The following is an 18,085-nucleotide window of genomic DNA, read 5'->3' as shown; positions in this document are numbered from 1 at the left end:
AACCATTTCAAGGAGCATCATGTCCACTATCCAGCGCACCGCAGTCCTCACCGGAGCCACCTCCGAGCGCGGTATCGGCCTGACCACCGCCCGCCGCTACGCAGCCCAGGGCTGGGGCATCGCCATCCTGGACCTCGACGGCGAGAAGTCCGCCAAGGTTGCTGCCGAGATCGCCAACGAGTTCAACGTTCCCGCCTTCGGCTTCGAGATCAACGTGGCCGACGAGGCTTCCGTCACCAAGGCGCAGGCCGCTGTTGCCGCTGAAGTTGCCGCCGGAAACCTGCCTGCTGTGGGCGCCCTGGCGAACATCGCCGGCATCACCTCCCCCATCCCGTTCCTGGAGACCACGCTTGAGCTGTGGCACAAGGTTATGGACGTCAACGCCACCGGCACGTACCTGGTCACCAAGGCCTTCCTGCCGGACATGATCGCCAACGGCTGGGGCCGCATCGTCAACATGTCCTCCGTTTCCGCACAGCGTGGTGGCGGCGTCTTCGGCAAGGTTCCCTACTCCGCAGCGAAGGCCGCGATCCTCGGCTTCACCAAGGCCCTGGCCCGTGAAATCGGCGAAACCGGCGTGACCGTCAACGCCATCACCCCCGGCGCCGTGGACACCAACATCCGCGTTGGCAGCACCCAGGAGCAGGAAGACGCCATCAACGCGGGCATCCCGTTGGGCCGCAACGCCACCACCGAAGAAGTTGCCGCTGTCATCACGTTCCTCTCCTCCGAGGACTCCGCCTACCTCACGGGCACCACCATCGACATCAACGGCGGCAGCCACATCCACTAGTCCGCACTCCCCTCGCCCGGACTCCAGAACCAGGACCCACCATGACCAGAATCTTCAACGATCCCGCCGACTTCGCCGACGAAGCCCTCACTGGTTTCTGCGATGCCCACTCGGACCTTGTCCGCCAGGTTGAGGGCGGCGCGGTTCGCCGCAAGCGCCCCGCCACGCCCAAGGTTGCCGTCATCACCGGCGGCGGTTCCGGCCACTACCCCGCTTTTGCCGGAATCATCGGCCCGGGCTTCGCTGACGGTGCCGTGGTGGGCAACATCTTCACCTCACCCTCCACCCAGCAGGCCTACTCCGTAGCCAAGGCTGCAAACTCCGGCGCAGGCGTCGTTTTCACCTACGGCAACTACGCCGGGGACGTCCTGAACTTCGGCATGGCCAGCGAACGGCTCAATGCAGAGGGCATCCGTGCCGAGAACGTGCTGGTCACGGACGACATCGCCAGTGCTCCCATGTCCGAGATCGAGAAGCGCCGCGGCATTGCCGGTGACTTCGTGGTCTTCAAGGTCATGGGTGCCGCAGCCGAGGCCGGCCTGAACCTTGAGTCAGTGGTCCGGCTGGGACGGAAAGCCAACGATCAAACCCGCACCATCGGGACCGCCTTCAGCGGCTGCACCTTCCCGGGTGCCGACCAGCCGCTCTTCAGCCTTCCCGAGGGACACATGGGCCTGGGCCTGGGTATCCACGGCGAACCGGGACTGTTCGACACCGAGCTGCCCACCGCCGTCGAACTTGGTGAGGAACTGGTCCGCCGCGTACGGGCCGAAGCTCCCGCAGCCGCGCCGGGTCGTGTCGCCGTGATCCTCAACGGCCTGGGTTCCACCAAGAACGAGGAACTGTTCGTTCTGTGGCGCACGGTCGCTCCGCTGCTGCGCGAAGCCGGGTACACGCTGGTGATGCCCGAAGTTGGCGAGCTGGTGACTTCCCTGGACATGGCCGGTGTTTCACTGACGCTGACCTGGCTGGACGAAGAGCTTGAAGAGTACTGGACGGCCCCCGCACTGACTCCGGCGTACCGCCGCGGTTCCGTGGGCTTCGACGTAGCTTCTGCCGAAGAGGCTGTGGATGAAGCTGTTGCTGTGGATTCGGCAGACTACTCCTCCACAGAGGAATCGCGGGCGTACGCAGGGCAATGCCTCGCCGCGCTGGAAGAAACTGCCGCCTTGCTGCGGGCTTCCGAGGCGAAGCTGGGCGACATGGACGCCATCGCAGGCGACGGTGACCACGGCCGTGGCATGGTCCGCGGATCGGCTGCCGCCCTTGAGGCCGCAGCCGCAGCCTTTGCTGCAGGAGCCGGTGCTGGTTCCGTCCTGATCGCCGGCGGCGACGCGTGGGCAGACAAGGCCGGGGGAACGTCGGGTGTCCTCTGGGGCGCGGGGCTGCGCGCCTTTGGCGAACGCCTCGGCAATGCAGAACGCCCGACGGCGGATGACCTCGCCGACGCTGTCCGTGCCTTCGCAGACCGCATCACGGGACTGGGAAAGGCCGAGATTGGCGACAAGACCATGGTGGACTCGTTGCTGCCGTTCACTTCGTCGTTGTCGGCCGCCGTGGCTTCGGGATCACCTGTTTCGGAAGCTTGGGCAGCGGCAGCAGCCGTCTCGGCCGACGCGGCCGCCGCAACCGCCGACCTCCGGCCGCTCAAGGGTCGCGCCCGCCCCCTCGCCGAGAAGAGCATCGGCACGCCGGACCCCGGGGCGACCTCGCTCGCCATGGTGTTCGCCGCCGTCGGACCCCACTTCACCGCAGTTCACGCAACTGCTGCCATCAACTAGGAGAATGACCATGCGCATCATTGTGGGCGCCGACGAAGCCGGCGTTGACTACAAAGACCGGATCCTCGCGGACCTCCAGGCCGATGCCCGGATCACCGAAGTGATCGACATCGGAGTCCACCGTGACGATGAAGACTTCACCAAGCCCTACCCCTACGTGGGCATCGCGGCAGGTGAGATGATCCGCGACGGCAAGGCTGACCGCGCCATCCTCTTCTGTGGCACCGGCATCGGCGTGGCCATCGCCGCCAACAAGGTTCCGGGCATCCGGGCCACCGCGGCGCACGACTCGTTCTCCGTGGAACGCTCCATCCTGTCCAACGACTGCCAGGTGCTCACCATGGGCCAGCGCGTTGTAGGCGTCGAACTGGCACGCCGCTTGGCCAAGGAATGGATCGGCTACGCGTTCGACCCCGCGTCCGGGTCCGCCGCGAAGGTCAAGGTGCTGAGCGACTTCGAAGGCTGCTAGTTCTCCGCAAGCTCGACCGTGAGTGGCCTCGGCCCCGGCGTTGTCGCCGGGCCGAGACCCCTCTGTCTACACTGGCTTCCATGTCCTGCCGAATCAGTGAACTGGTCCTGAACTGCCACGACCCCGAACTCCTTGCCAGGTTCTGGAGCGACGTCCTTGGCTACGTCGAACTCGATCGGGAGGACGGCGCCATCGAAATCGGGCCCCCGGAGGCGGGCTTCGGTGGACTTCAGCCCACCATCATCCTGAGCCCGAGCAATAACCCCCGCACGGGAAGGCTGCCCCTCCACATCGACGTCAACCCTGTGGACCGGGACCAGGCAGCCGAGCTGGAACGCTTGCTGGCCCTCGGAGCCCGGGCTGCCGATGTCGGACAGACCGGTGACGAACACTGGCACGTGCTGCAGGACCCCGAGGGGAACGAGTTCTGCCTGCTGCGGAGGCAACTGGGGTAGGGTCGAGCTTATCTGTGCGGCTCTGCGCCCCTTAGAAACCGCCTCCGCCGCCCGAATCGCCGGCCATGTTGGCAAAGCGTGAGTAGTGGCCCTGGAACGCTACGACGATGTCCTTGGTGGGACCGTTACGGTGCTTGGCGATAAGGATGTCCGCTTCACCAGCACGCGGAGATTCCTTGTCATAGACGTCCTCGCGGTGCAGCAGGATGACCATATCCGCGTCCTGCTCAATGGAGCCGGATTCACGGAGGTCGGACACCATGGGCCGCTTGTCCTGGCGTTGCTCGGAACCACGGTTCAGCTGCGACAGCGCAATGACCGGCACCTGGAGTTCCTTGGCCAGCAGCTTGAGCGCACGGGAGAACTCCGAGACTTCCTGCTGGCGGGACTCCACTTTCTTGCCCGAGCTCATGAGCTGCAGGTAGTCAAGGACAACCAGCTTCAGGTCGTGCTGCTGCTTGAGCCGGCGGCACTTGGCGCGGATCTCCATGAGGGACATGTTGGGGCTGTCGTCAATGAACAGCGGGGCGTCGTTCATCCGGCCCATAGTGGTGGCGATCTTGGACCACTGCTCGTCCTTGATGGTTCCTTTGCGGAGATCCTGGAGGCTGATGGTGGCTTCGGCGGACAGGAGACGCATGGCGATCTCGTTCCGGCCCATTTCCAAGGAGAACATGACTGTGGACATGTTGTTCTTGATTGCGGCAGAACGGGCAAAGTCCAGGGCGAAGGTGGACTTACCAACAGCCGGACGCGCCGCGATAACGATCATCTGGCCAGGGTGGAGGCCGTGGGTGAGTTCGTCGAGCTCGTAGAAACCAGTGGGAACGCCCACCATGCCTTCGCCGCGGTGCCCGGACGCCTCAATCTCGTCCACCGTGGACTCCAAAACGTCCTTCAAGGCCACGTAGTCTTCAGCCGTTCGCTTTTCGGCAACGGCGTAGACCTCGGCCTGGGCCTGGTTGACCAGGTCCTCAACCTCGCCGTCCTGGCCGTAGCCCATCTGCACGATCTTGGTGCCGGCGTTGACCAAGCGGCGCAGCACAGCGCGCTCCGCCACAATTTCGGCGTAGTACCCGGCGTTGGCTGCGGTGGGGACTGTCTGGATGAGCTCGTGCAGGTAGGCGGGACCACCGATCCGGTTGATCTCGCCACGCTTGGTCAACTCATCCGAGACAGTGACGGCGTCGGCAGGCTCGCCGCGACCGTAAAGATCGATGATGGACTCATAGATGGTCTCGTGCGCAGGACGGTAGAAGTCGTGCCCACGAACGATTTCAACGACGTCGGCGATCGCGTCCTTGGACAGCATCATGCCGCCGAGGACAGACTGCTCGGCTGCGATGTCCTGGGGAGGTTTTCGGCTCGCCTCAGAAGAGCGGGAGCCCTCGATTGAGTCCAAGTGCGTTACTGACAAAGCCGTCCTCCATATGTGTACCGCTGAAGAAATGTGTCCCTCAGTGGTGCGTAAAGCGCAAGTGGACCTGGGATGGTTTTGCCCGAGCCTTGCGGACCAGCCGAGTGCTCCAGTTGTATCGGCAGGGGCCGACATTTTGGCCCACAGCAATTTCCACAACTTATCCACAGAAGCATCCCAAGCGGTTTTGCGCTCCGCTGCCTGGGGGCTGCCGGGAGGACCGATTCCATCCTGAAAGAGGTACCCAAGCCACGTTAGCGGTGCTCTGCGTAGGCACAAAGCCGGTTATCCCGCACGGTTGTGGATAACCTGTGGAATAAGCCCCGTACGTTGTGCACAGTCTGTGCGTTACCCTGTGGATAGAGAAATTCTTTTTGCGGTAAGTGGCCTCTGACCTGCGAAAACATTCATCACAAGCTGTGGAAGAAAGAAAGTTTTAGTGGATAACCATCCACAGCCAACCAGCCCTGCCCCGCCTCCCAGGGGTACGATGCGGTGAAAAACATGCCGCAAATGTGATGTGCCTTACATACTCCGGCTAAATTTGACACTTCCCTCTCGGAAGCCTATGCCAAGTGCGGAATGTGCTGTGGATAACCAGCGATCTGGCATAAGCTCTAGGCATGGGGAATAACCTTGGCGACCTGCTGATGACAGCCCTTCCTTTGGTGGTCCTGGTCGGTCTCCTGTGGGCCGTCTCTGCAGCCCTCAGACCCCGCGACACAGGCATCTCCGACGCCGAGCGCTACCAACGAGAGCTGGCAGCCCGCTCGGCCGCACACCAGGCGTCCCAAGTCCAGGCGGCACTCGCATCGCGGGCGCGGATCGAAGCCTCCACGCAACCGAGCCAAAACCGGGCACAGACCACCCAGCACGCCGCAGGCAACCCCGACACCCGCAGCCCGGCAGCGGTTCTTCCCAACGGGCAGCTGAATCCGCAGTTGGCCTTTGAAATCCAAAATCTGGTCCGTAGCGGGCAAAAGATCCAAGCCATCAAGGTGCTGCGTCAAGCGACCCACTCAGACCTCATGACCGCCAAGAACTACGTAGATCGGCTCTGACAAAACGCCATGGATTCGCTTTTTATCCCACTCGTGATCCTCATCCTGGTCATTGTGGGCGTACTGCTCCTGATTCGCTCATTCACCAAACGTTCTGCCGAGAACAAGGCAAACACGGCCGCCGCCAAGACACCCAAGGATCCGGTGCAGCTTGCCAAGGAGTCGGCGGCAAAGCTGAATGAAGAGCAGCACCGCCGCCTTTACTCGCTGATCGCGCAAGGCCAAGGAATGGCCGCCATCAAGCTTTACCTGCAGGCCACGGGCGAAGGCCTCCGGGCGTCGCGGGACGCCGTGGGCGCCCTCGCCGCGCACCCCCAGCCGTTCCGCCCGGAGGCGCCCGCAAAGGATCTGCTGGCGGACGACGACGATGAACCGGAACGCTTTCCCTACAGGTACCGCGCAATCGTCAGCAAAGGCGATGTGACCCGCGAGGTCAGCAGCAACATGCTCAACGACGAAATCTACGGACGCATCCGCACACTGGCCAAGAGCGGCGACGTGGAAGGCGCAGCATTGGCGCTGACCCGCCACTCGGACATCACCATCAAGCAGGCACGGGAGTTCATCGAACTCCTGGACGACTAGAAGTCGAAGAGATCGCCCAGGAATCCTTCCTTCTTCTTGCGCTTCCGCCCGTACTGGTCGCGGTTGGATCCATAGCGCCTGTCGTCATCACGCCGGTCATAGTCACGGCGTTCCCGATCGTCATACCGGGGCCGTGACTCAAAGGGGTTATAGATGGGAGGCGGCGCGATGGGAGGTTGCGGTGGCGCTGCTGCCGACCGCGGCGGCAGCGCTCCGGTCTCACCGTTGACGCGATCAATGATCTTGTCCAATTCGCCGCGATCAAGCCACACCCCACGGCATGTGGGGCAGTAGTCGATCTCCACGCCGCTGCGTTCGCTCATCACCAGGTCAACAAAATCCACAGGACACTTCATGCTTGCCTCAACGACCAGGGAGCGCGATTGGTTCGCTAGTGGCCGGCGGAGATTCCTGCAAGCAGCTGCTCGAACGGCAACGACTCCAGGGCTGGTGCCGTATGCCCCGGCTGGGGGCCGCTCAACAGTTGCACGAGTTCACCGGCGGCCCTGTCCACTCGCACCGAAAGGGGCGATCCGCCGTCGTCCGTTCCCCAATCCTGGGGCCCGGCGAAGACGCCGGTGGCAGTCATCCTGGTGCGCAAGTAGCTGAAGAGCGGGCGCATGGCGTGGTCCAGGACCATCTGGTGACGGTCGGTACCACCGGTGGCGCCCAGCAGCACAGCCTTGCCGTCCAGGGACTTGGGATCCAGGACATCGATGAACGACTTGAACAGGCCGCTGTACGAGGCACTGAAGACCGGGCTGACGGCGATGACGCCGTCTGAGTTCTCCACGCCGGCAATCACCTCGGCGAGCCGCGGCGCGGCATAGCCGGTGACGAAGTTGTTGGCGATGTCCACCGCGAGGTCCCGCAGTTCGACGACGTCGATCCTCACCTCATAGCCGGCCGACCGCAACTGCCGCTCAGTTGAAGCGGCCAGTTGGTCGGCCAGAAGGCGGCTCGACGACGGCACGCCGAGTCCGGCGGAAAGGACGGTGATGCGGCGGGTTTCCATGGCATTCTCCTGTTGCTCGATCTATCCCAGCATACATGCATATGCATCTAAATGAGTGAACGTGGCAGTGCACGCATGTATTCCCGGCGCTTAGCCTCCGGCGAGTTGCCCCATGAAACTGACGGTCGCCGTCGAAATCTGTTCCTGGGCGGCAGTGCGATCGATGAAAGCCTCCCCGTCGCCCGGCTGGAGGCAATAGCCTACGGTGAGGCAGGTTTACTGGCTTTGCCGTCCAACCACAGCATGTCCGACTCGTCGCGGTGCACACCGTCGGTCCCCACGTGTTTGCTGTCGATCTGCGGACCCTTCTTGATGACATGGACCAGAGCCATGCCGTGGCCCCGCCCAAGGTCGTAGTCCGCCTTCAGCCACTCAAGAATGGTTCCGGCCTTGACCGCGGGATCGTTGAATCCTTTACCCTTCGCGATCTCCACCAGTTGACGCGGTGTGAGGCCGGTCTTGTCCTCGATCGCGTCGAGATAAGCCTGGAAGGACATGGGTTCGCCTTTCATCCGTGATTCGCTGTGCGTAGGCGTGACTCTACGGGAAGGGTAGGACAACGGGGAATGTTCCAGGCGTTCGCGCGGTCCTAGACTTTTGGGATGGTGAGCCGATCGTGGAGGTACGTGCTTGCAATGGCGGCCGTTTGCTTCCTCCCGGGCTGTGAATCCGCGATTCAGGAACCCGCCCCTGTTCCCGCCAGCTCTCCCGGGGAACAGCCCATCTCCGTTGAGGTCAACCAGTCGCGGGACCAGTACGGCAAGCAAGCAATCCTCATCCAACTCACCAACAACACAGAGGCAAACCTCACCGTCAGTGACGCTGTGCTGTATTCGAACTTGTTCCGGGGCGCCATCATCTGGCGTCCGGCAGGCGGCACCTTGGAGTTGCCACCGAAGCAACCCAAAGGCCTCCCCGCCACCCTGCCGGCCGCCGCCTGCTCAAGAGCATCCAAGGCACCCATCACAGCCACCATCCACTACACGGACCCGGCGCAGCAGCCAAAGACGACCAGCACGGACGCGAGCGACCCTTTCAACGTCCTCCCGCGGAACTCTGACGAGCTCTGCCTTTCAGCGGAGGCGGCCGCGATAGCGACCATCGTCCTGGACCCCGGCCTGGAGGTCGCTCCGGACGGGGTTACCGCCGTCGTGCGCCTTGTCATCACCCCGGTGGGCACGGCCAGCGGGACGGTCCCAGGCCTCACCATCGAGTCGATCGACGGGACCACGCTGCTGGCCGAGGTGCCGGCCGATCCCTGGCCGCGCAATGTCACAGTCGCTGCCGACACGGCGCCACAGGTGGTGCCGTTGCGGATCAGGCCTGCGCGCTGTGATCCGCACGCGGTCGCCGAGGACAAGGTGGGGACCCTGCTGCCCCTGAGGGTAGCCGTGGGGGACAGGAAGGGCCTGCTGAAGGTGCCGGCTTCAACGGAGCTTCGGGGACGGATCTACGACTTCGTAGGCGCGGCCTGCAGCACCGGCTGAGCTCAAGCGATGGTGGGCAAGGCTTCGTGGGCGCTCTCCACCTTGATGGTGGCTCCGGCTTCGACGTGCTTGACCTCGCCATCCATCTGGAACGGCAGCGGTTTGAGGGTAGTGAATTCGTAGCTGCTGACGCTCGGCTGGTCGCCCAGGCCCTGCGTCGTGGCGCGCAAAGCATTCAAGACCACGCGCCACTTGGGCATGTGTGGGAACAGAACCACCTCGAACTTGCCGTCGGCGGGAACGGCCTCTGCCTCGCTCAGGGTGGCGTATTTGGCCATTTCGGGAATGTTGGCGAAAACCAGGCTGTCCACTCTGTGCTTCTTTCCGTCGGGCAGCCGCATCTCGAAAGGCTCGAACTCGGAGAAGGTCTTGACCACGGACAGCATCTCCGTGAGGGCCCCCTTGCTGCCCTTTTCCAACTCCGTGGCAACCACGGGTGTGAGGCCGAATCCAATGTACGAGTGTGCGAATTCGGCCGGGCCGCCCTCGCCGGTATGAATCCGCAGCAGATCGATGTTCTTGACGTGGCCCTCGGCGATGGCTTCATCCAACGGCTTGGTTCCGACGGTGCGGCGGTGGTCGTTCGCGTTGCCCGCCGCCATGACGGCGCACACTGCCTTGGGATTTTCTGCCTGCATCACCCCGTTGACTACCTCGTTGTAGCCACCATCGCCGCTCACGGACACAACCAGGACGTCCCCTCCGCCGGCTGCCGCCTCACGGGCAAGTTCCACCGCGTGGCCGGCATGCTCGGTAGGGCGAAGAACGATGTTCGCCTCATAAGGGAGCCGTTCCTTGAGCTTTCCTTGCAACTCCTCCGCCAGGTCCGGCGCGTTTCCCGTGCTGTTCGGGTTGAAAATGATGACGATCGATTCAAAGGTCCGTGCGGAATCCATATTTCTCCTCTATGTGCATCCAAACGGGGATCAATCCGTCAGTGCTGAGCGTCAATCACGTGGTGTGGAGTGAGCGATGAAAGGATTTCCTGCCCTCATGATTTTGTCCAGTTCCATGAGTGTTTCACGGCAGCGGACCACGGTGAAGCCAGGGCACACGCCGAGATGCCAACGGCCTACTGGCGAGCCCTACAGCAGCACTGTTCCCTCGATGCACGTGACCGAAGCCCCGCCCACCCAGATCTCCCCGTCCTGGGCTTTCACATGGATGCGCCCCGCCCGGCCCAGGACCGTCCCCTGCGCGGCAACGTACTCCTGCGGCGCGCGGCCAGAACCAATAAGCCACTGTGCCGCACCGGCGTTGAAGCTGCCGGTCACGGGATCTTCCACCATGGCGTCACCCGGAACGAACGTGCGGACCTCAAAATCCGTTGCCGACCCTTCCGTGTGCGGACCGATCACGCCCACCTTCAGGTCACCCATGGCCGCCACGTCCGGTTCGATGGCCAGCACCTGCTCCGCCGATTCGAGGAGCACCCCTATCCATTCCGGCCCGTTGACCAGCCACGATGCATCGAGGATGGCTTCCTCGGGCAATTGGAGCGCCGCCGACAACTGCCCACGGATTTCCGGCTCGACGGGACCGAAGCGCGTCAGCGGGGGCGCCGCGAAAGCCAGCCGCCCGGCGTCGTGCTTCACCGTAATCAGGCCCGCCCCACATTCCTGAACCACAACGCCCTGGGACTTGGGCACTCCCCCGGCCTGCAGCCACGTATGTGCCGAACCCAACGTCGGATGCCCGGCAAACGGGAACTCCTCGCTGGCCGTGAAAATGCGGACGCGGTAATCAGCGCGCGGGTCCGTCGGCGGCAACAGGAACGTCGTCTCGGACAAATTGGTCCAGTTCGCGTAATGTTGCATGGTTTCAGTGCTCAGCCCTTCGGCATCAGCCACGACGGCGAGCGGGTTGCCGAAATAGGGCCGGTCGGAGAAGACGTCCACTTGGTTGAACGGGCGGACTCGCAAGGATTCATTGGTCACCGGTGCAGGGTATCACCGGGTTCTGGCGTGACTTTCCGGCGTCTGGGAGACTACGCACATGGCAGAAAACAAGACCCAGCCGACGGACGTGCCCGTGGAAGAATTCCTGGCAGCCGTGGAGCATCCCACCCGCCGCGCGGATGGGCTGGAGCTAATGGAGATGATGGGCGCCATCACCGGCGAAGAGGCGTACATGTACGGGCCCACGATCGTTGGTTTCGGCAGCTACCACTACAAGTACGCCACAGGCAGGGAAGGAGACTCCCCCGCTGTCGCGTTCTCACCCCGTAAGTCGAACCTGGTGTTCTACGGGCTCACGGAAGGGCCCGACGCCGATCGGCTGCTTCCCGAACTGGGCAAGCACAAGACCAGCACGGCCTGCTTGTACATCAACAAGTTGGACGATGTGGACCGGGGTGTGTTGGCCGAGTTGATCCGCAGCGGCTACCACCACACCATGTCGGAGATCCACCAGCCCTGACCTCCACCGAGTTGACACTTACTGGCAATCCCGTGTGAAAAAAGAACCCCCGCCACCGGAAATCCGGTAACGGGGGCCCTTCAGATGCAGTCAGAGACTACTTGCTTGCAACGACCTCGAGGTCGATGACAGCAGAAACATCCTCGTGCAGGCGAACGTTTGCCTGGTACGAACCCACAGACTTGATGTGGTTCGGCAGTTCAACGTTGCGCTTGTCGATGGCGCCGAGGCCAGCGGCCTCAACAGCAGCAGCGACATCAGCCGGCTTGACCGTGCCGAAGAGACGACCGGACTCGCCGGCCTTCACCTCGAGCCTGACCTTCTTGGAGGACAGAGCCTGGGCCTGTGCCTGTGCAGCTTCAACCGAAGCGTGGGCGCGGGCAGCACGTGCAGCCTTGATGGACTCAACCTGCTTCTCGCCACCGCGGGTCCAGGTCAGAGCGAAGCCGCGGGGCAGGAGGTAGTTACGTGCGTAACCGTTCTTAACCTCGACAACGTCGCCAGCAGCACCGAGACCGGTTACTTCGTGGGTCAGAATGAGCTTTGCCATGTTAGTTAATCCCTTCCCTTAGCCGCGGCCAGCGCCGGAGTAAGGCAGCAGAGCAACTTCGCGGGCGTTCTTGATTGCCTGGGCGATCTTGCGCTGTTCCTGAACGGTAACGCCAGTGACGCGACGAGCGCGGATCTTGCCGCGGTCGGAGATGAACTTGCGCAGCAATGCTACGTCCTTGTAGTCGATGACAGTGATGTCAGCGGCCTTCAAGGGGTTGGACTTTGGTTTGGGCTTACGGAGTTCAGCCTTAGCCATCGTGGAGCTCCTTTTCTATGGAGCCCGTGGATGTTGATCCACGGGATGGTGGTGTTTTTGTGTTTAGAAGGGAGGTTCGGAATCCGGGCCGTTGCCCCAGCCACCAGCGTTGCTGACGCCGGGCGTAGCCCAAGGGTCATCCTGCTGTGCGGGCTGGTTGTTGCCCCAGTTTCCACCGGAGTTGCCGCCCTGGTTTCCACCAGGAGCGCCGCCTCCAAAGCCACCGGCGTTGCCGCCGCCGAAGCCACCCTGCTGGTTACCGTTACCGGCACCAAACCCGCCGCCGGAGCGCTGGGTACGGTTGACTTTGGCGTTTGCGTAACGCAGGCTCGGGCCGATTTCATCGACTTCGAGCTCAATGACGGTGCGCTTCTCGCCTTCCTTGGTTTCGTAGGAACGGCTCTTCAAGCGGCCGGAAACAATGACCCGAGTACCCTTTGTGAGGGATTCGGCCACGTTTTCGGCAGCTTCGCGCCACACCGATGCGCGGAGGAACAGGGTTTCCCCGTCCTTCCACTCATTGGACTGGCGATCGAAGGTCCGGGGAGTAGAAGCGATGGTGAAGTTCGCTACTGCTGAGCCAGACGGGGTGAACCGCAGCTCGGGGTCATTGGTGAGATTACCGATGACCGTAATAGTGGTTTCGCCTGCCATCTACTGCCTCCTTGTTCGTTCCTGCGGGGTAAAGATTTGAAGGGCTGATTACTCAGCAGCAACCTTCTGGTCTTCGGGGCGGATGATCTTGGTACGCATGATCGTCTCGTTGAGAGACAGCTGGCGGTCAAGTTCCTTGGCGGTAGCCGGCTCAGCGGTGAAGTTCACCACGGCGTAGATACCTTCAGACTTCTTCTTGATGTCGTATGCCAGACGGCGACGGCCCCAGATGTCAACCTTTTCGATGGTTCCACCATCGGTAGTGATGACGTTCAGGAACTTCTGAAGCGACGGCTCTACGGTACGCTCTTCGACCTCGGGGTCGATGATTACCATCAATTCGTAAGGACGCATATGTGAACCCACCTCCTTTGGGCTAAGCGGTTACGGTATTTCCGTAACAGGAGGTTCATTTGCGATGCTGTGCATCACTCCCCCGCCGAAGTTTCGGAAGGAAGGCGCAGCACAGACTTCAATATCTTAGTGCATCTCCCGCACTCAAAGCTATTCGGCGGAGTACCGCACCGAAACCAGCCATCGCTCGTATGTGGATAACGCCCAGCCGCAGCGAATACTTGGGTCATGACCATCCTCAAGTCAACGATTCTCTTCATCCTCGCGGCAGTTGCCGAGATTGGCGGCGCCTGGTTGATCTGGCAGGCCGTCCGGGAGGGCAAGGCGTGGTGGTGGGCAGGACTCGGCGTCGTGGCGCTGGGCATCTACGGATTCTTCGCAGCCTTCCAACCCGATGCGCACTTCGGGCGGGTGCTCGCCGCCTATGGGGGAGTCTTCATCGCCGGCTCGCTCGCGTGGGGGATGCTCATGGACGGCTTCCGGCCGGATCGCTGGGACGTCATTGGCGCCGCTATCTGCATGGTCGGCGTCGGGGTCATCATGTTCGCCCCGCGCCCCGGCGGGTGAACCCGAGCAGTCAGACGAAAAAACCCCTGGAAGATCGTCGACCTTCCAGGGGTTTTCCTGTGTGCGCGGAGGGGGACTTGAACCCCCACCCCCTTTCGAGGACTAGCACCTCAAGCTAGCGCGTCTGCCATTCCGCCACCCGCGCAGGGTGATTCGGAGAGCCGGTTTCCTTTTTCTCCGTAACAGCGTCAAAGACACTAACACGAAGTTGGCCATTCTGTGGATTCCGACGTTGAAACCGGCCGCTAGTGTGGGTCCATGGATGCACTGACCTCGCTTGCCCTCACTGCCGTGTTCGGCGCGATCTTCCTCTACCTCCTGTATTTCGTGGTCCGCTCCGGCGTCAGGGATGGCATTCTCCAAGCCGACCAGCGGCGGGCCGCCAGGGATCACCAGGAACACCAGGGCAGCCAGCGCTAGGGTGGACCGCATGAACGCCCCGAGGGTCAGGCGCAGCCGGCTGCGCTTTGTGGTGATGGTGATCGCCGGAGGAATCGCCACGGCTGTCACGGGTTCGACTGGCAACTGGGTGGACGCACCTGCCGTAGCTTGGGCTGTGGCGGCGTTCATCTACGTGGCCTGGGTATGGCTGGTGATTGCACGCTTGGACCCCGAGGGAACCCAACGGCACGCGACATCCGAAGACCCCTCCCGCGGCGTCACGGACCTGCTGATTCTCATCGCCAACCTGGGGAGCCTCGCCGCCGTTGCGGCTGTCATCGTCAATTCACACGCGGACGATACCGCCGCCAGGCTGAATTCCGCCGCGCTGGCGATGGTCTGCGTGGCGCTTTCCTGGATGCTGGTTCAGACGCTCTTCACGCTTCGCTACGCCGAGTTGTATTACAGCCCCGGGCCAGAGGCCGGTGGCGCCGTTGGCGGCATCAGTTTCAACCAGGACCGGCCGCCCCAGTACACCGATTTCGCCTACCTTGCCACCAGCCTGGGCATGACCTACCAGGTTTCGGACACCAATCTGCAAAACCACCGGATCCGGGCCGAGGCGTTGAAGCACAGCCTGCTTTCCTACCTGTTCGGAACCGTCGTCCTGGCCGTGACCATCAATCTGGTGATCGGCCTGGCTCAGTAGCCGTGACGGCGGCGGTGACTACCGCAGCATCCGACGGCTCCGGACCGGTCGCTTACCTTCCGGCAGCCGTTCCGTAGGCGGTTTAAACGCAAACGGGGCAGCCGCCGTCGTACGTTGACGGCAGCTGCCCCGCAGCGAACAGACGCTTACGACGCCGGTCCGGAACCTACTTCCGCAGGCTTGGCTTCCGCGGGGGTCGCCTGATTCGGCTGACCGCCCTTGCGGTAACGCCACACGCCAATTCCGACCACGACGGCAGCCAAGGCCAGCGACAAGAACAGCGATTCGCGGGTGGATTCGAGGATCACCATGCCCACAATGAGTGCCACGATGCTGGCGATCGCGATCCACGTGAGGTACGGGAAGAACCACATCTTGAGTTCGAGGCTCTTTGCGGCGTCGCCCATGCGCCTGCGGAGGATCAGCTGGGATGTGGCGATGACCAGCCAGACGAACAGGGCGATTGCGCCGGAGGTGTTCACCAGGAAGAGGAACACCGTGTCCGGCGCAATGTAGTTCAGGCCCACAGTGATGAAGCCGACCACCGTCGATGCGAGGACAGCTGCCGCTGGGACGCCGCGCTTGGAGATCTTGGTCCAGGACTTGGGTGCATCTCCGCGCTGCGAAAGGGAGAACAGCATGCGGCTCGCCGTGTAGAGGCCCGAGTTCAGGCAGGAGAGCACCGAGGTCAGGACCACGATGTCCATGATGGTGCCCGCGCCGGGGATGCCGTACAGCTCAATGACGGCTACGTACGGGCTCTTGGCCACGGAAGCGCTGTTCCAGGGCAGGAGGGTAACCACGATCGCGATGGAACCGATGTAGAAGATGAGGATCCGCCATACCGTGGACTTGACGGCCTTCTTGACGGCGTCCACTGGATTGGCTGATTCGCCGGCAGCAATGGTCGCGATTTCGGCGCCGAAGAAGGAGAAAACCACCACGAGGATTCCCGCCAGCACGGCGCCGGGACCGTTCGGCATGAAGCCGCCCTGGTCCAGCAGGTTCGCCACGCCCGGGGCGGAAACACCCGGGAACAGGCCGAGGATCGCGGCGATGCCGGCGAGGAGGAAGATCACGATCGCCGCTACCTTGATGGACGCGAACCAGAATTCGAACTCACCATAGGACTTGACCGACCCAAGGTTGGTCAATGTCAGCAGGACCATCAGGACGAGGGCCCAAACCCACTGGTCGACGCCGGGAACCCAGCGATGCATGATGGCCGCACCGGCGGTCGCCTCGATGCCGAGGACGATGATCCAGAACCAGGCGTACAGCCAGCCGATGCTGAAGCCGGCCCAGCGGCCCAGGGCCTTGTCAGCATAAGTGGAGAAGGAGCCGGTCTCGGGGTTTGCGGCAGCCATTTCACCGAGCATGCGCATCACGAGGATCACTACGAGGCCTGCTACCAGGTAGGCAACCAGAATGCCCGGACCTGCCTGCTGGATCGCGGCACCGGAGCCCACAAAGAGGCCTGCACCGATGACGCCGGCGATTGCGATCATGGACAGGTGGCGGGGTTTCAGCGACTTGGAAAGTTGTTGGTCAGCGTGCATGGATGGGCGCCGTCCTTAGTGTTCTTGGAAAGGCCCCCGGCAGATGTGCACTGGGCCACTTGGCTTTCCCACACTAGCCACCGAGGTTCCGGCTTTTGCTGTGCGAACGTACATTTTGATGCAGAGCGAAACAGGAGGATGCACAAAATGTATAGCTGCAGTCACCAATTGTTTCGCTGCAAGCACTATTGAAACGAGCCTGAAACGACTCCTTGACGCTTTAGTCTATGGGTCGGGTCACACCGCGGTGGCGAAAAACCTCCCAACAACAGTCGCCAGCAAGTGCGGGTCCTCCACCCCACACAACTCCCGGGCAGAGTGCATGGACAGCAGCGGAACGCCCACATCAACGGTCCGGATGCCCAGCCGAGTAGCTGTGAGTGGACCGATGGTTGAGCCGCACGGGATGTCGTTGTTGGAGACGAATTCCTGGTAGCGCACACCCGACTCCTCGCAGAGGCGCGCCCAAAAAGCAGCGCCCGTGGCGTCCGTGGCGTAGCGCTGGTTGGCGTTGATCTTCAACAGCGGCCCGCCGTTCAGCAGTGGCCGGTTGGCGGGATCATGGCGCTCCGCGTAGTTGGGGTGGACGGCGTGGCCCGCATCCGCGGAGACACAGAACGACGCCGAGAGGGCCTGCCTCCGCTGGCTCGCCGAAGCGCCGAAACCATCGGAAATCCGGGTCAGGATGTCCTCCAGGAAGGGGCCACAGGCGCCCGAGCGGGAATTGGATCCGATCTCCTCATGGTCGAAGGCAGCCAGGACGGCGATCGGTCCCTCTGTCGGCACGTTTGCGGCGTGGGCAATCAGCGCCACCAACCCTGCGTGGGTTGAGGAAAGGTTGTCCAAACGGCCCGACGCGAAGAACTCACCCTTGGCCCCGAAAACTGCCGGCGTCTGCGTGTCTGCCACCACGACGTCGTACCCGCCGATATCAGCTGCGTCCACCCCGGCGCCTTCCGCACGCGAGGCCAGCAAGCCCAGCAGGTCCTCACTCGCAGGGTCTCCCAGGCCAAAGATCGGGTTCATGTGCTGTTGCTTCGAAAGGGAGAGGCCCTCGTTGACGGCACGGTCCAAGTGGATGGCCAACTGCGGGAAGCGCAGCAGGGGCCCGGTGTTGGTCAGGTACTGGGTACCGTCACGCATCACCAAACGGCCCGCAAGCTGCAGTTCCCGGTCCAGCCACGAGTTGAGCAGCGGGCCACCATAGACCTCAACACCCGCCTGCAGCCAACCGAACTTCCCGGTGGTGGGCTTGGGCTTGAGCTTGAACGACGGCGAATCCGTGTGCGCCCCGAGGATATTGAAGCCGGTGGTCGCACCCGCGTTGGCTGGCGTAACCCAGGCAATCAGGGCACCGTCACGGATCACGTAGTAGTTGCCCGGGCCGCCCTCCCACGGTTGAAGCTCATCAAGCCCGGTGAAACCCGCAGCATCCAAGCGTCGGGCCGCCTCATGCACTGCGTGGAAACTCGACGGAGACGCCGAAACGAAAGAGCCGAGGTCCTGAATGTGGTCTGCTGCGGAGGCGTTCGAAGGCATGACCCCGAGTCTAGTCCCGCTGCGCAGACGGGC

General features: G+C 62.8%; 23 protein-coding genes and 1 tRNA gene. 11 read left to right on the top strand and 13 right to left on the bottom strand.

What is annotated here, in order from left to right:
* Positions 1 to 19 precede the first annotated feature (19 nt).
* The 4 genes from ACIPV6_RS16795 to ACIPV6_RS16780 all read left to right on the top strand — a co-directional run bounded on the left by ACIPV6_RS16795 (position 20) and on the right by ACIPV6_RS16780 (position 3,498).
* The gene (locus ACIPV6_RS16795; protein ID WP_400271959.1) at positions 20 to 793 is read left to right on the top strand and encodes an SDR family NAD(P)-dependent oxidoreductase; all 774 of its coding nucleotides are present in this window, start codon (positions 20 to 22) and stop codon (positions 791 to 793) included.
* Between the two features lie 41 nt (positions 794 to 834).
* Positions 835 to 2,574 carry a dihydroxyacetone kinase family protein gene (locus ACIPV6_RS16790; protein ID WP_400271958.1) on the top strand — a complete coding sequence of 580 codons (1,740 nt, stop codon included), beginning with the start codon at positions 835 to 837 and terminating at the stop codon, positions 2,572 to 2,574.
* 10 nt (positions 2,575 to 2,584) lie between these two features.
* Positions 2,585 to 3,043, top strand: coding sequence for a ribose-5-phosphate isomerase (locus ACIPV6_RS16785; RefSeq protein WP_400271957.1), 459 nt, complete (start codon positions 2,585 to 2,587; stop codon positions 3,041 to 3,043).
* 80 nt (positions 3,044 to 3,123) lie between these two features.
* Positions 3,124 to 3,498 carry a VOC family protein gene (locus ACIPV6_RS16780; RefSeq protein WP_400271956.1) on the top strand — a complete coding sequence of 125 codons (375 nt, stop codon included), beginning with the start codon at positions 3,124 to 3,126 and terminating at the stop codon, positions 3,496 to 3,498.
* A gap of 31 nt (positions 3,499 to 3,529) precedes the next feature.
* Here ACIPV6_RS16780 and dnaB read toward each other — a convergent pair whose 3' ends face one another.
* Positions 3,530 to 4,915 (bottom strand): replicative DNA helicase, encoded by a 1,386-nt coding sequence (gene dnaB, locus ACIPV6_RS16775; RefSeq protein ID WP_400271955.1) that lies wholly within the window; start codon positions 4,913 to 4,915, stop codon positions 3,530 to 3,532.
* A gap of 623 nt (positions 4,916 to 5,538) precedes the next feature.
* On the opposite strand from dnaB, the gene ACIPV6_RS16770 reads away from it, so the two are divergent.
* Together ACIPV6_RS16770 and ACIPV6_RS16765 are read left to right on the top strand one after the other, a co-directional pair.
* The gene (locus tag ACIPV6_RS16770; RefSeq protein WP_400271954.1) at positions 5,539 to 5,976 is read left to right on the top strand and encodes a hypothetical protein; all 438 of its coding nucleotides are present in this window, start codon (positions 5,539 to 5,541) and stop codon (positions 5,974 to 5,976) included.
* Between the two features lie 9 nt (positions 5,977 to 5,985).
* Positions 5,986 to 6,561, top strand: coding sequence for a hypothetical protein (locus ACIPV6_RS16765; RefSeq protein ID WP_400271953.1), 576 nt, complete (start codon positions 5,986 to 5,988; stop codon positions 6,559 to 6,561).
* On the opposite strand, the gene ACIPV6_RS16760 is transcribed toward ACIPV6_RS16765, so the two are convergent.
* The 3 genes from ACIPV6_RS16760 to ACIPV6_RS16750 form a co-directional block, all read right to left on the bottom strand.
* Positions 6,558 to 6,905 carry a zf-TFIIB domain-containing protein gene (locus tag ACIPV6_RS16760; RefSeq protein ID WP_400271952.1) on the bottom strand — a complete coding sequence of 116 codons (348 nt, stop codon included), beginning with the start codon at positions 6,903 to 6,905 and terminating at the stop codon, positions 6,558 to 6,560. The genes ACIPV6_RS16765 and ACIPV6_RS16760 overlap by 4 nt on opposite strands.
* A gap of 47 nt (positions 6,906 to 6,952) precedes the next feature.
* Positions 6,953 to 7,576, bottom strand: coding sequence for an FMN reductase (locus ACIPV6_RS16755; protein ID WP_400271951.1), 624 nt, complete (start codon positions 7,574 to 7,576; stop codon positions 6,953 to 6,955).
* A gap of 200 nt (positions 7,577 to 7,776) precedes the next feature.
* The gene (locus tag ACIPV6_RS16750; RefSeq protein ID WP_400271950.1) at positions 7,777 to 8,073 is read right to left on the bottom strand and encodes a DUF4287 domain-containing protein; all 297 of its coding nucleotides are present in this window, start codon (positions 8,071 to 8,073) and stop codon (positions 7,777 to 7,779) included.
* Between the two features lie 138 nt (positions 8,074 to 8,211).
* Between ACIPV6_RS16750 and ACIPV6_RS16745 the strand changes: the two genes are divergently transcribed.
* A complete protein-coding gene (locus tag ACIPV6_RS16745) occupies positions 8,212 to 9,063 on the top strand; it encodes a hypothetical protein (protein ID WP_400271992.1) in 852 nt (283 codons plus the stop codon).
* A gap of 2 nt (positions 9,064 to 9,065) precedes the next feature.
* Here ACIPV6_RS16745 and ACIPV6_RS16740 read toward each other — a convergent pair whose 3' ends face one another.
* Complete coding sequence (locus tag ACIPV6_RS16740; protein ID WP_400271949.1) at positions 9,066 to 9,959, bottom strand: diacylglycerol/lipid kinase family protein; 894 nt, start codon at positions 9,957 to 9,959, stop codon at positions 9,066 to 9,068.
* A gap of 189 nt (positions 9,960 to 10,148) precedes the next feature.
* Positions 10,149 to 11,000 (bottom strand): PhzF family phenazine biosynthesis protein, encoded by an 852-nt coding sequence (locus ACIPV6_RS16735; protein ID WP_400271948.1) that lies wholly within the window; start codon positions 10,998 to 11,000, stop codon positions 10,149 to 10,151.
* A 58-nt stretch (positions 11,001 to 11,058) separates the two neighbouring features.
* Here ACIPV6_RS16735 and ACIPV6_RS16730 point away from each other — a divergent pair, with 58 nt between their 5' ends.
* Positions 11,059 to 11,481 (top strand): DUF1801 domain-containing protein, encoded by a 423-nt coding sequence (locus ACIPV6_RS16730; protein WP_400271947.1) that lies wholly within the window; start codon positions 11,059 to 11,061, stop codon positions 11,479 to 11,481.
* Positions 11,482 to 11,578: 97 nt separating this feature from the next.
* Here ACIPV6_RS16730 and rplI read toward each other — a convergent pair whose 3' ends face one another.
* The 4 genes from rplI to rpsF form a co-directional block, all read right to left on the bottom strand.
* Positions 11,579 to 12,031, bottom strand: a complete 453-nt coding sequence (gene rplI / locus ACIPV6_RS16725; protein WP_400271946.1) for a 50S ribosomal protein L9 — start codon at positions 12,029 to 12,031, stop codon at positions 11,579 to 11,581.
* An 18-nt stretch (positions 12,032 to 12,049) separates the two neighbouring features.
* Positions 12,050 to 12,289 (bottom strand): 30S ribosomal protein S18, encoded by a 240-nt coding sequence (rpsR, locus tag ACIPV6_RS16720; RefSeq protein WP_003800144.1) that lies wholly within the window; start codon positions 12,287 to 12,289, stop codon positions 12,050 to 12,052.
* Positions 12,290 to 12,352: 63 nt separating this feature from the next.
* Positions 12,353 to 12,943 carry a single-stranded DNA-binding protein gene (locus tag ACIPV6_RS16715; protein WP_397324155.1) on the bottom strand — a complete coding sequence of 197 codons (591 nt, stop codon included), beginning with the start codon at positions 12,941 to 12,943 and terminating at the stop codon, positions 12,353 to 12,355.
* Between the two features lie 48 nt (positions 12,944 to 12,991).
* The gene (rpsF, locus tag ACIPV6_RS16710) at positions 12,992 to 13,297 is read right to left on the bottom strand and encodes a 30S ribosomal protein S6 (RefSeq protein WP_397324157.1); all 306 of its coding nucleotides are present in this window, start codon (positions 13,295 to 13,297) and stop codon (positions 12,992 to 12,994) included.
* A 228-nt stretch (positions 13,298 to 13,525) separates the two neighbouring features.
* On the opposite strand from rpsF, the gene ACIPV6_RS16705 reads away from it, so the two are divergent.
* Positions 13,526 to 13,864 carry a YnfA family protein gene (locus ACIPV6_RS16705; protein WP_400271945.1) on the top strand — a complete coding sequence of 113 codons (339 nt, stop codon included), beginning with the start codon at positions 13,526 to 13,528 and terminating at the stop codon, positions 13,862 to 13,864.
* A 62-nt stretch (positions 13,865 to 13,926) separates the two neighbouring features.
* Here the strand turns inward: ACIPV6_RS16705 and ACIPV6_RS16700 are convergent.
* Positions 13,927 to 14,009: transfer RNA gene (locus ACIPV6_RS16700), tRNA-Leu, on the bottom strand.
* A gap of 113 nt (positions 14,010 to 14,122) precedes the next feature.
* On the opposite strand from ACIPV6_RS16700, the gene ACIPV6_RS16695 reads away from it, so the two are divergent.
* Together ACIPV6_RS16695 and ACIPV6_RS16690 are read left to right on the top strand one after the other, a co-directional pair.
* Positions 14,123 to 14,284 carry a hypothetical protein gene (locus tag ACIPV6_RS16695; RefSeq protein WP_400271944.1) on the top strand — a complete coding sequence of 54 codons (162 nt, stop codon included), beginning with the start codon at positions 14,123 to 14,125 and terminating at the stop codon, positions 14,282 to 14,284.
* A gap of 10 nt (positions 14,285 to 14,294) precedes the next feature.
* Complete coding sequence (locus tag ACIPV6_RS16690; protein WP_400271943.1) at positions 14,295 to 14,954, top strand: DUF1345 domain-containing protein; 660 nt, start codon at positions 14,295 to 14,297, stop codon at positions 14,952 to 14,954.
* A gap of 146 nt (positions 14,955 to 15,100) precedes the next feature.
* Here the strand turns inward: ACIPV6_RS16690 and ACIPV6_RS16685 are convergent, their stop codons facing one another.
* Positions 15,101 to 16,513: an amino acid permease gene (locus ACIPV6_RS16685; protein ID WP_400271942.1), complete on the bottom strand. Its 1,413-nt coding sequence runs from the start codon at positions 16,511 to 16,513 to the stop codon at positions 15,101 to 15,103.
* A 237-nt stretch (positions 16,514 to 16,750) separates the two neighbouring features.
* Positions 16,751 to 18,052, bottom strand: a complete 1,302-nt coding sequence (locus ACIPV6_RS16680) for a M18 family aminopeptidase (protein WP_400271941.1) — start codon at positions 18,050 to 18,052, stop codon at positions 16,751 to 16,753.
* Positions 18,053 to 18,085 lie beyond the last annotated feature (33 nt).

It is taken from the genome of Paenarthrobacter sp. NPDC089988, from assembly GCF_044748465.1.
GTDB lineage: Bacteria > Actinomycetota > Actinomycetes > Actinomycetales > Micrococcaceae > Arthrobacter.
Note: the sequence above shows the minus strand (reverse complement) of the source record. Positions and strands in the feature narration are given on the sequence as shown.

Coding starts and splice junctions, on each gene's coding strand:
- ACIPV6_RS16755 (WP_400271951.1), bottom strand. CDS start 7,576: ATGGAAACCCGCCGCATCACCGTCCTTTCCGCCGGACTCGGCGTGCCG.
- ACIPV6_RS16730 (WP_400271947.1), top strand. CDS start 11,059: ATGGCAGAAAACAAGACCCAGCCGACGGACGTGCCCGTGGAAGAATTC.
- ACIPV6_RS16765 (WP_400271953.1), top strand. CDS start 5,986: ATGGATTCGCTTTTTATCCCACTCGTGATCCTCATCCTGGTCATTGTG.
- rpsF (WP_397324157.1), bottom strand. CDS start 13,297: ATGCGTCCTTACGAATTGATGGTAATCATCGACCCCGAGGTCGAAGAG.
- ACIPV6_RS16785 (WP_400271957.1), top strand. CDS start 2,585: ATGCGCATCATTGTGGGCGCCGACGAAGCCGGCGTTGACTACAAAGAC.
- ACIPV6_RS16680 (WP_400271941.1), bottom strand. CDS start 18,052: ATGCCTTCGAACGCCTCCGCAGCAGACCACATTCAGGACCTCGGCTCT.
- ACIPV6_RS16750 (WP_400271950.1), bottom strand. CDS start 8,073: ATGTCCTTCCAGGCTTATCTCGACGCGATCGAGGACAAGACCGGCCTC.
- rpsR (WP_003800144.1), bottom strand. CDS start 12,289: ATGGCTAAGGCTGAACTCCGTAAGCCCAAACCAAAGTCCAACCCCTTG.
- ACIPV6_RS16770 (WP_400271954.1), top strand. CDS start 5,539: ATGGGGAATAACCTTGGCGACCTGCTGATGACAGCCCTTCCTTTGGTG.
- rplI (WP_400271946.1), bottom strand. CDS start 12,031: ATGGCAAAGCTCATTCTGACCCACGAAGTAACCGGTCTCGGTGCTGCT.
- ACIPV6_RS16705 (WP_400271945.1), top strand. CDS start 13,526: ATGACCATCCTCAAGTCAACGATTCTCTTCATCCTCGCGGCAGTTGCC.
- ACIPV6_RS16715 (WP_397324155.1), bottom strand. CDS start 12,943: ATGGCAGGCGAAACCACTATTACGGTCATCGGTAATCTCACCAATGAC.
- ACIPV6_RS16690 (WP_400271943.1), top strand. CDS start 14,295: ATGAACGCCCCGAGGGTCAGGCGCAGCCGGCTGCGCTTTGTGGTGATG.
- ACIPV6_RS16745 (WP_400271992.1), top strand. CDS start 8,212: ATGGCGGCCGTTTGCTTCCTCCCGGGCTGTGAATCCGCGATTCAGGAA.
- ACIPV6_RS16790 (WP_400271958.1), top strand. CDS start 835: ATGACCAGAATCTTCAACGATCCCGCCGACTTCGCCGACGAAGCCCTC.
- ACIPV6_RS16795 (WP_400271959.1), top strand. CDS start 20: ATGTCCACTATCCAGCGCACCGCAGTCCTCACCGGAGCCACCTCCGAG.
- ACIPV6_RS16695 (WP_400271944.1), top strand. CDS start 14,123: ATGGATGCACTGACCTCGCTTGCCCTCACTGCCGTGTTCGGCGCGATC.
- ACIPV6_RS16740 (WP_400271949.1), bottom strand. CDS start 9,959: ATGGATTCCGCACGGACCTTTGAATCGATCGTCATCATTTTCAACCCG.
- ACIPV6_RS16685 (WP_400271942.1), bottom strand. CDS start 16,513: ATGCACGCTGACCAACAACTTTCCAAGTCGCTGAAACCCCGCCACCTG.
- ACIPV6_RS16780 (WP_400271956.1), top strand. CDS start 3,124: ATGTCCTGCCGAATCAGTGAACTGGTCCTGAACTGCCACGACCCCGAA.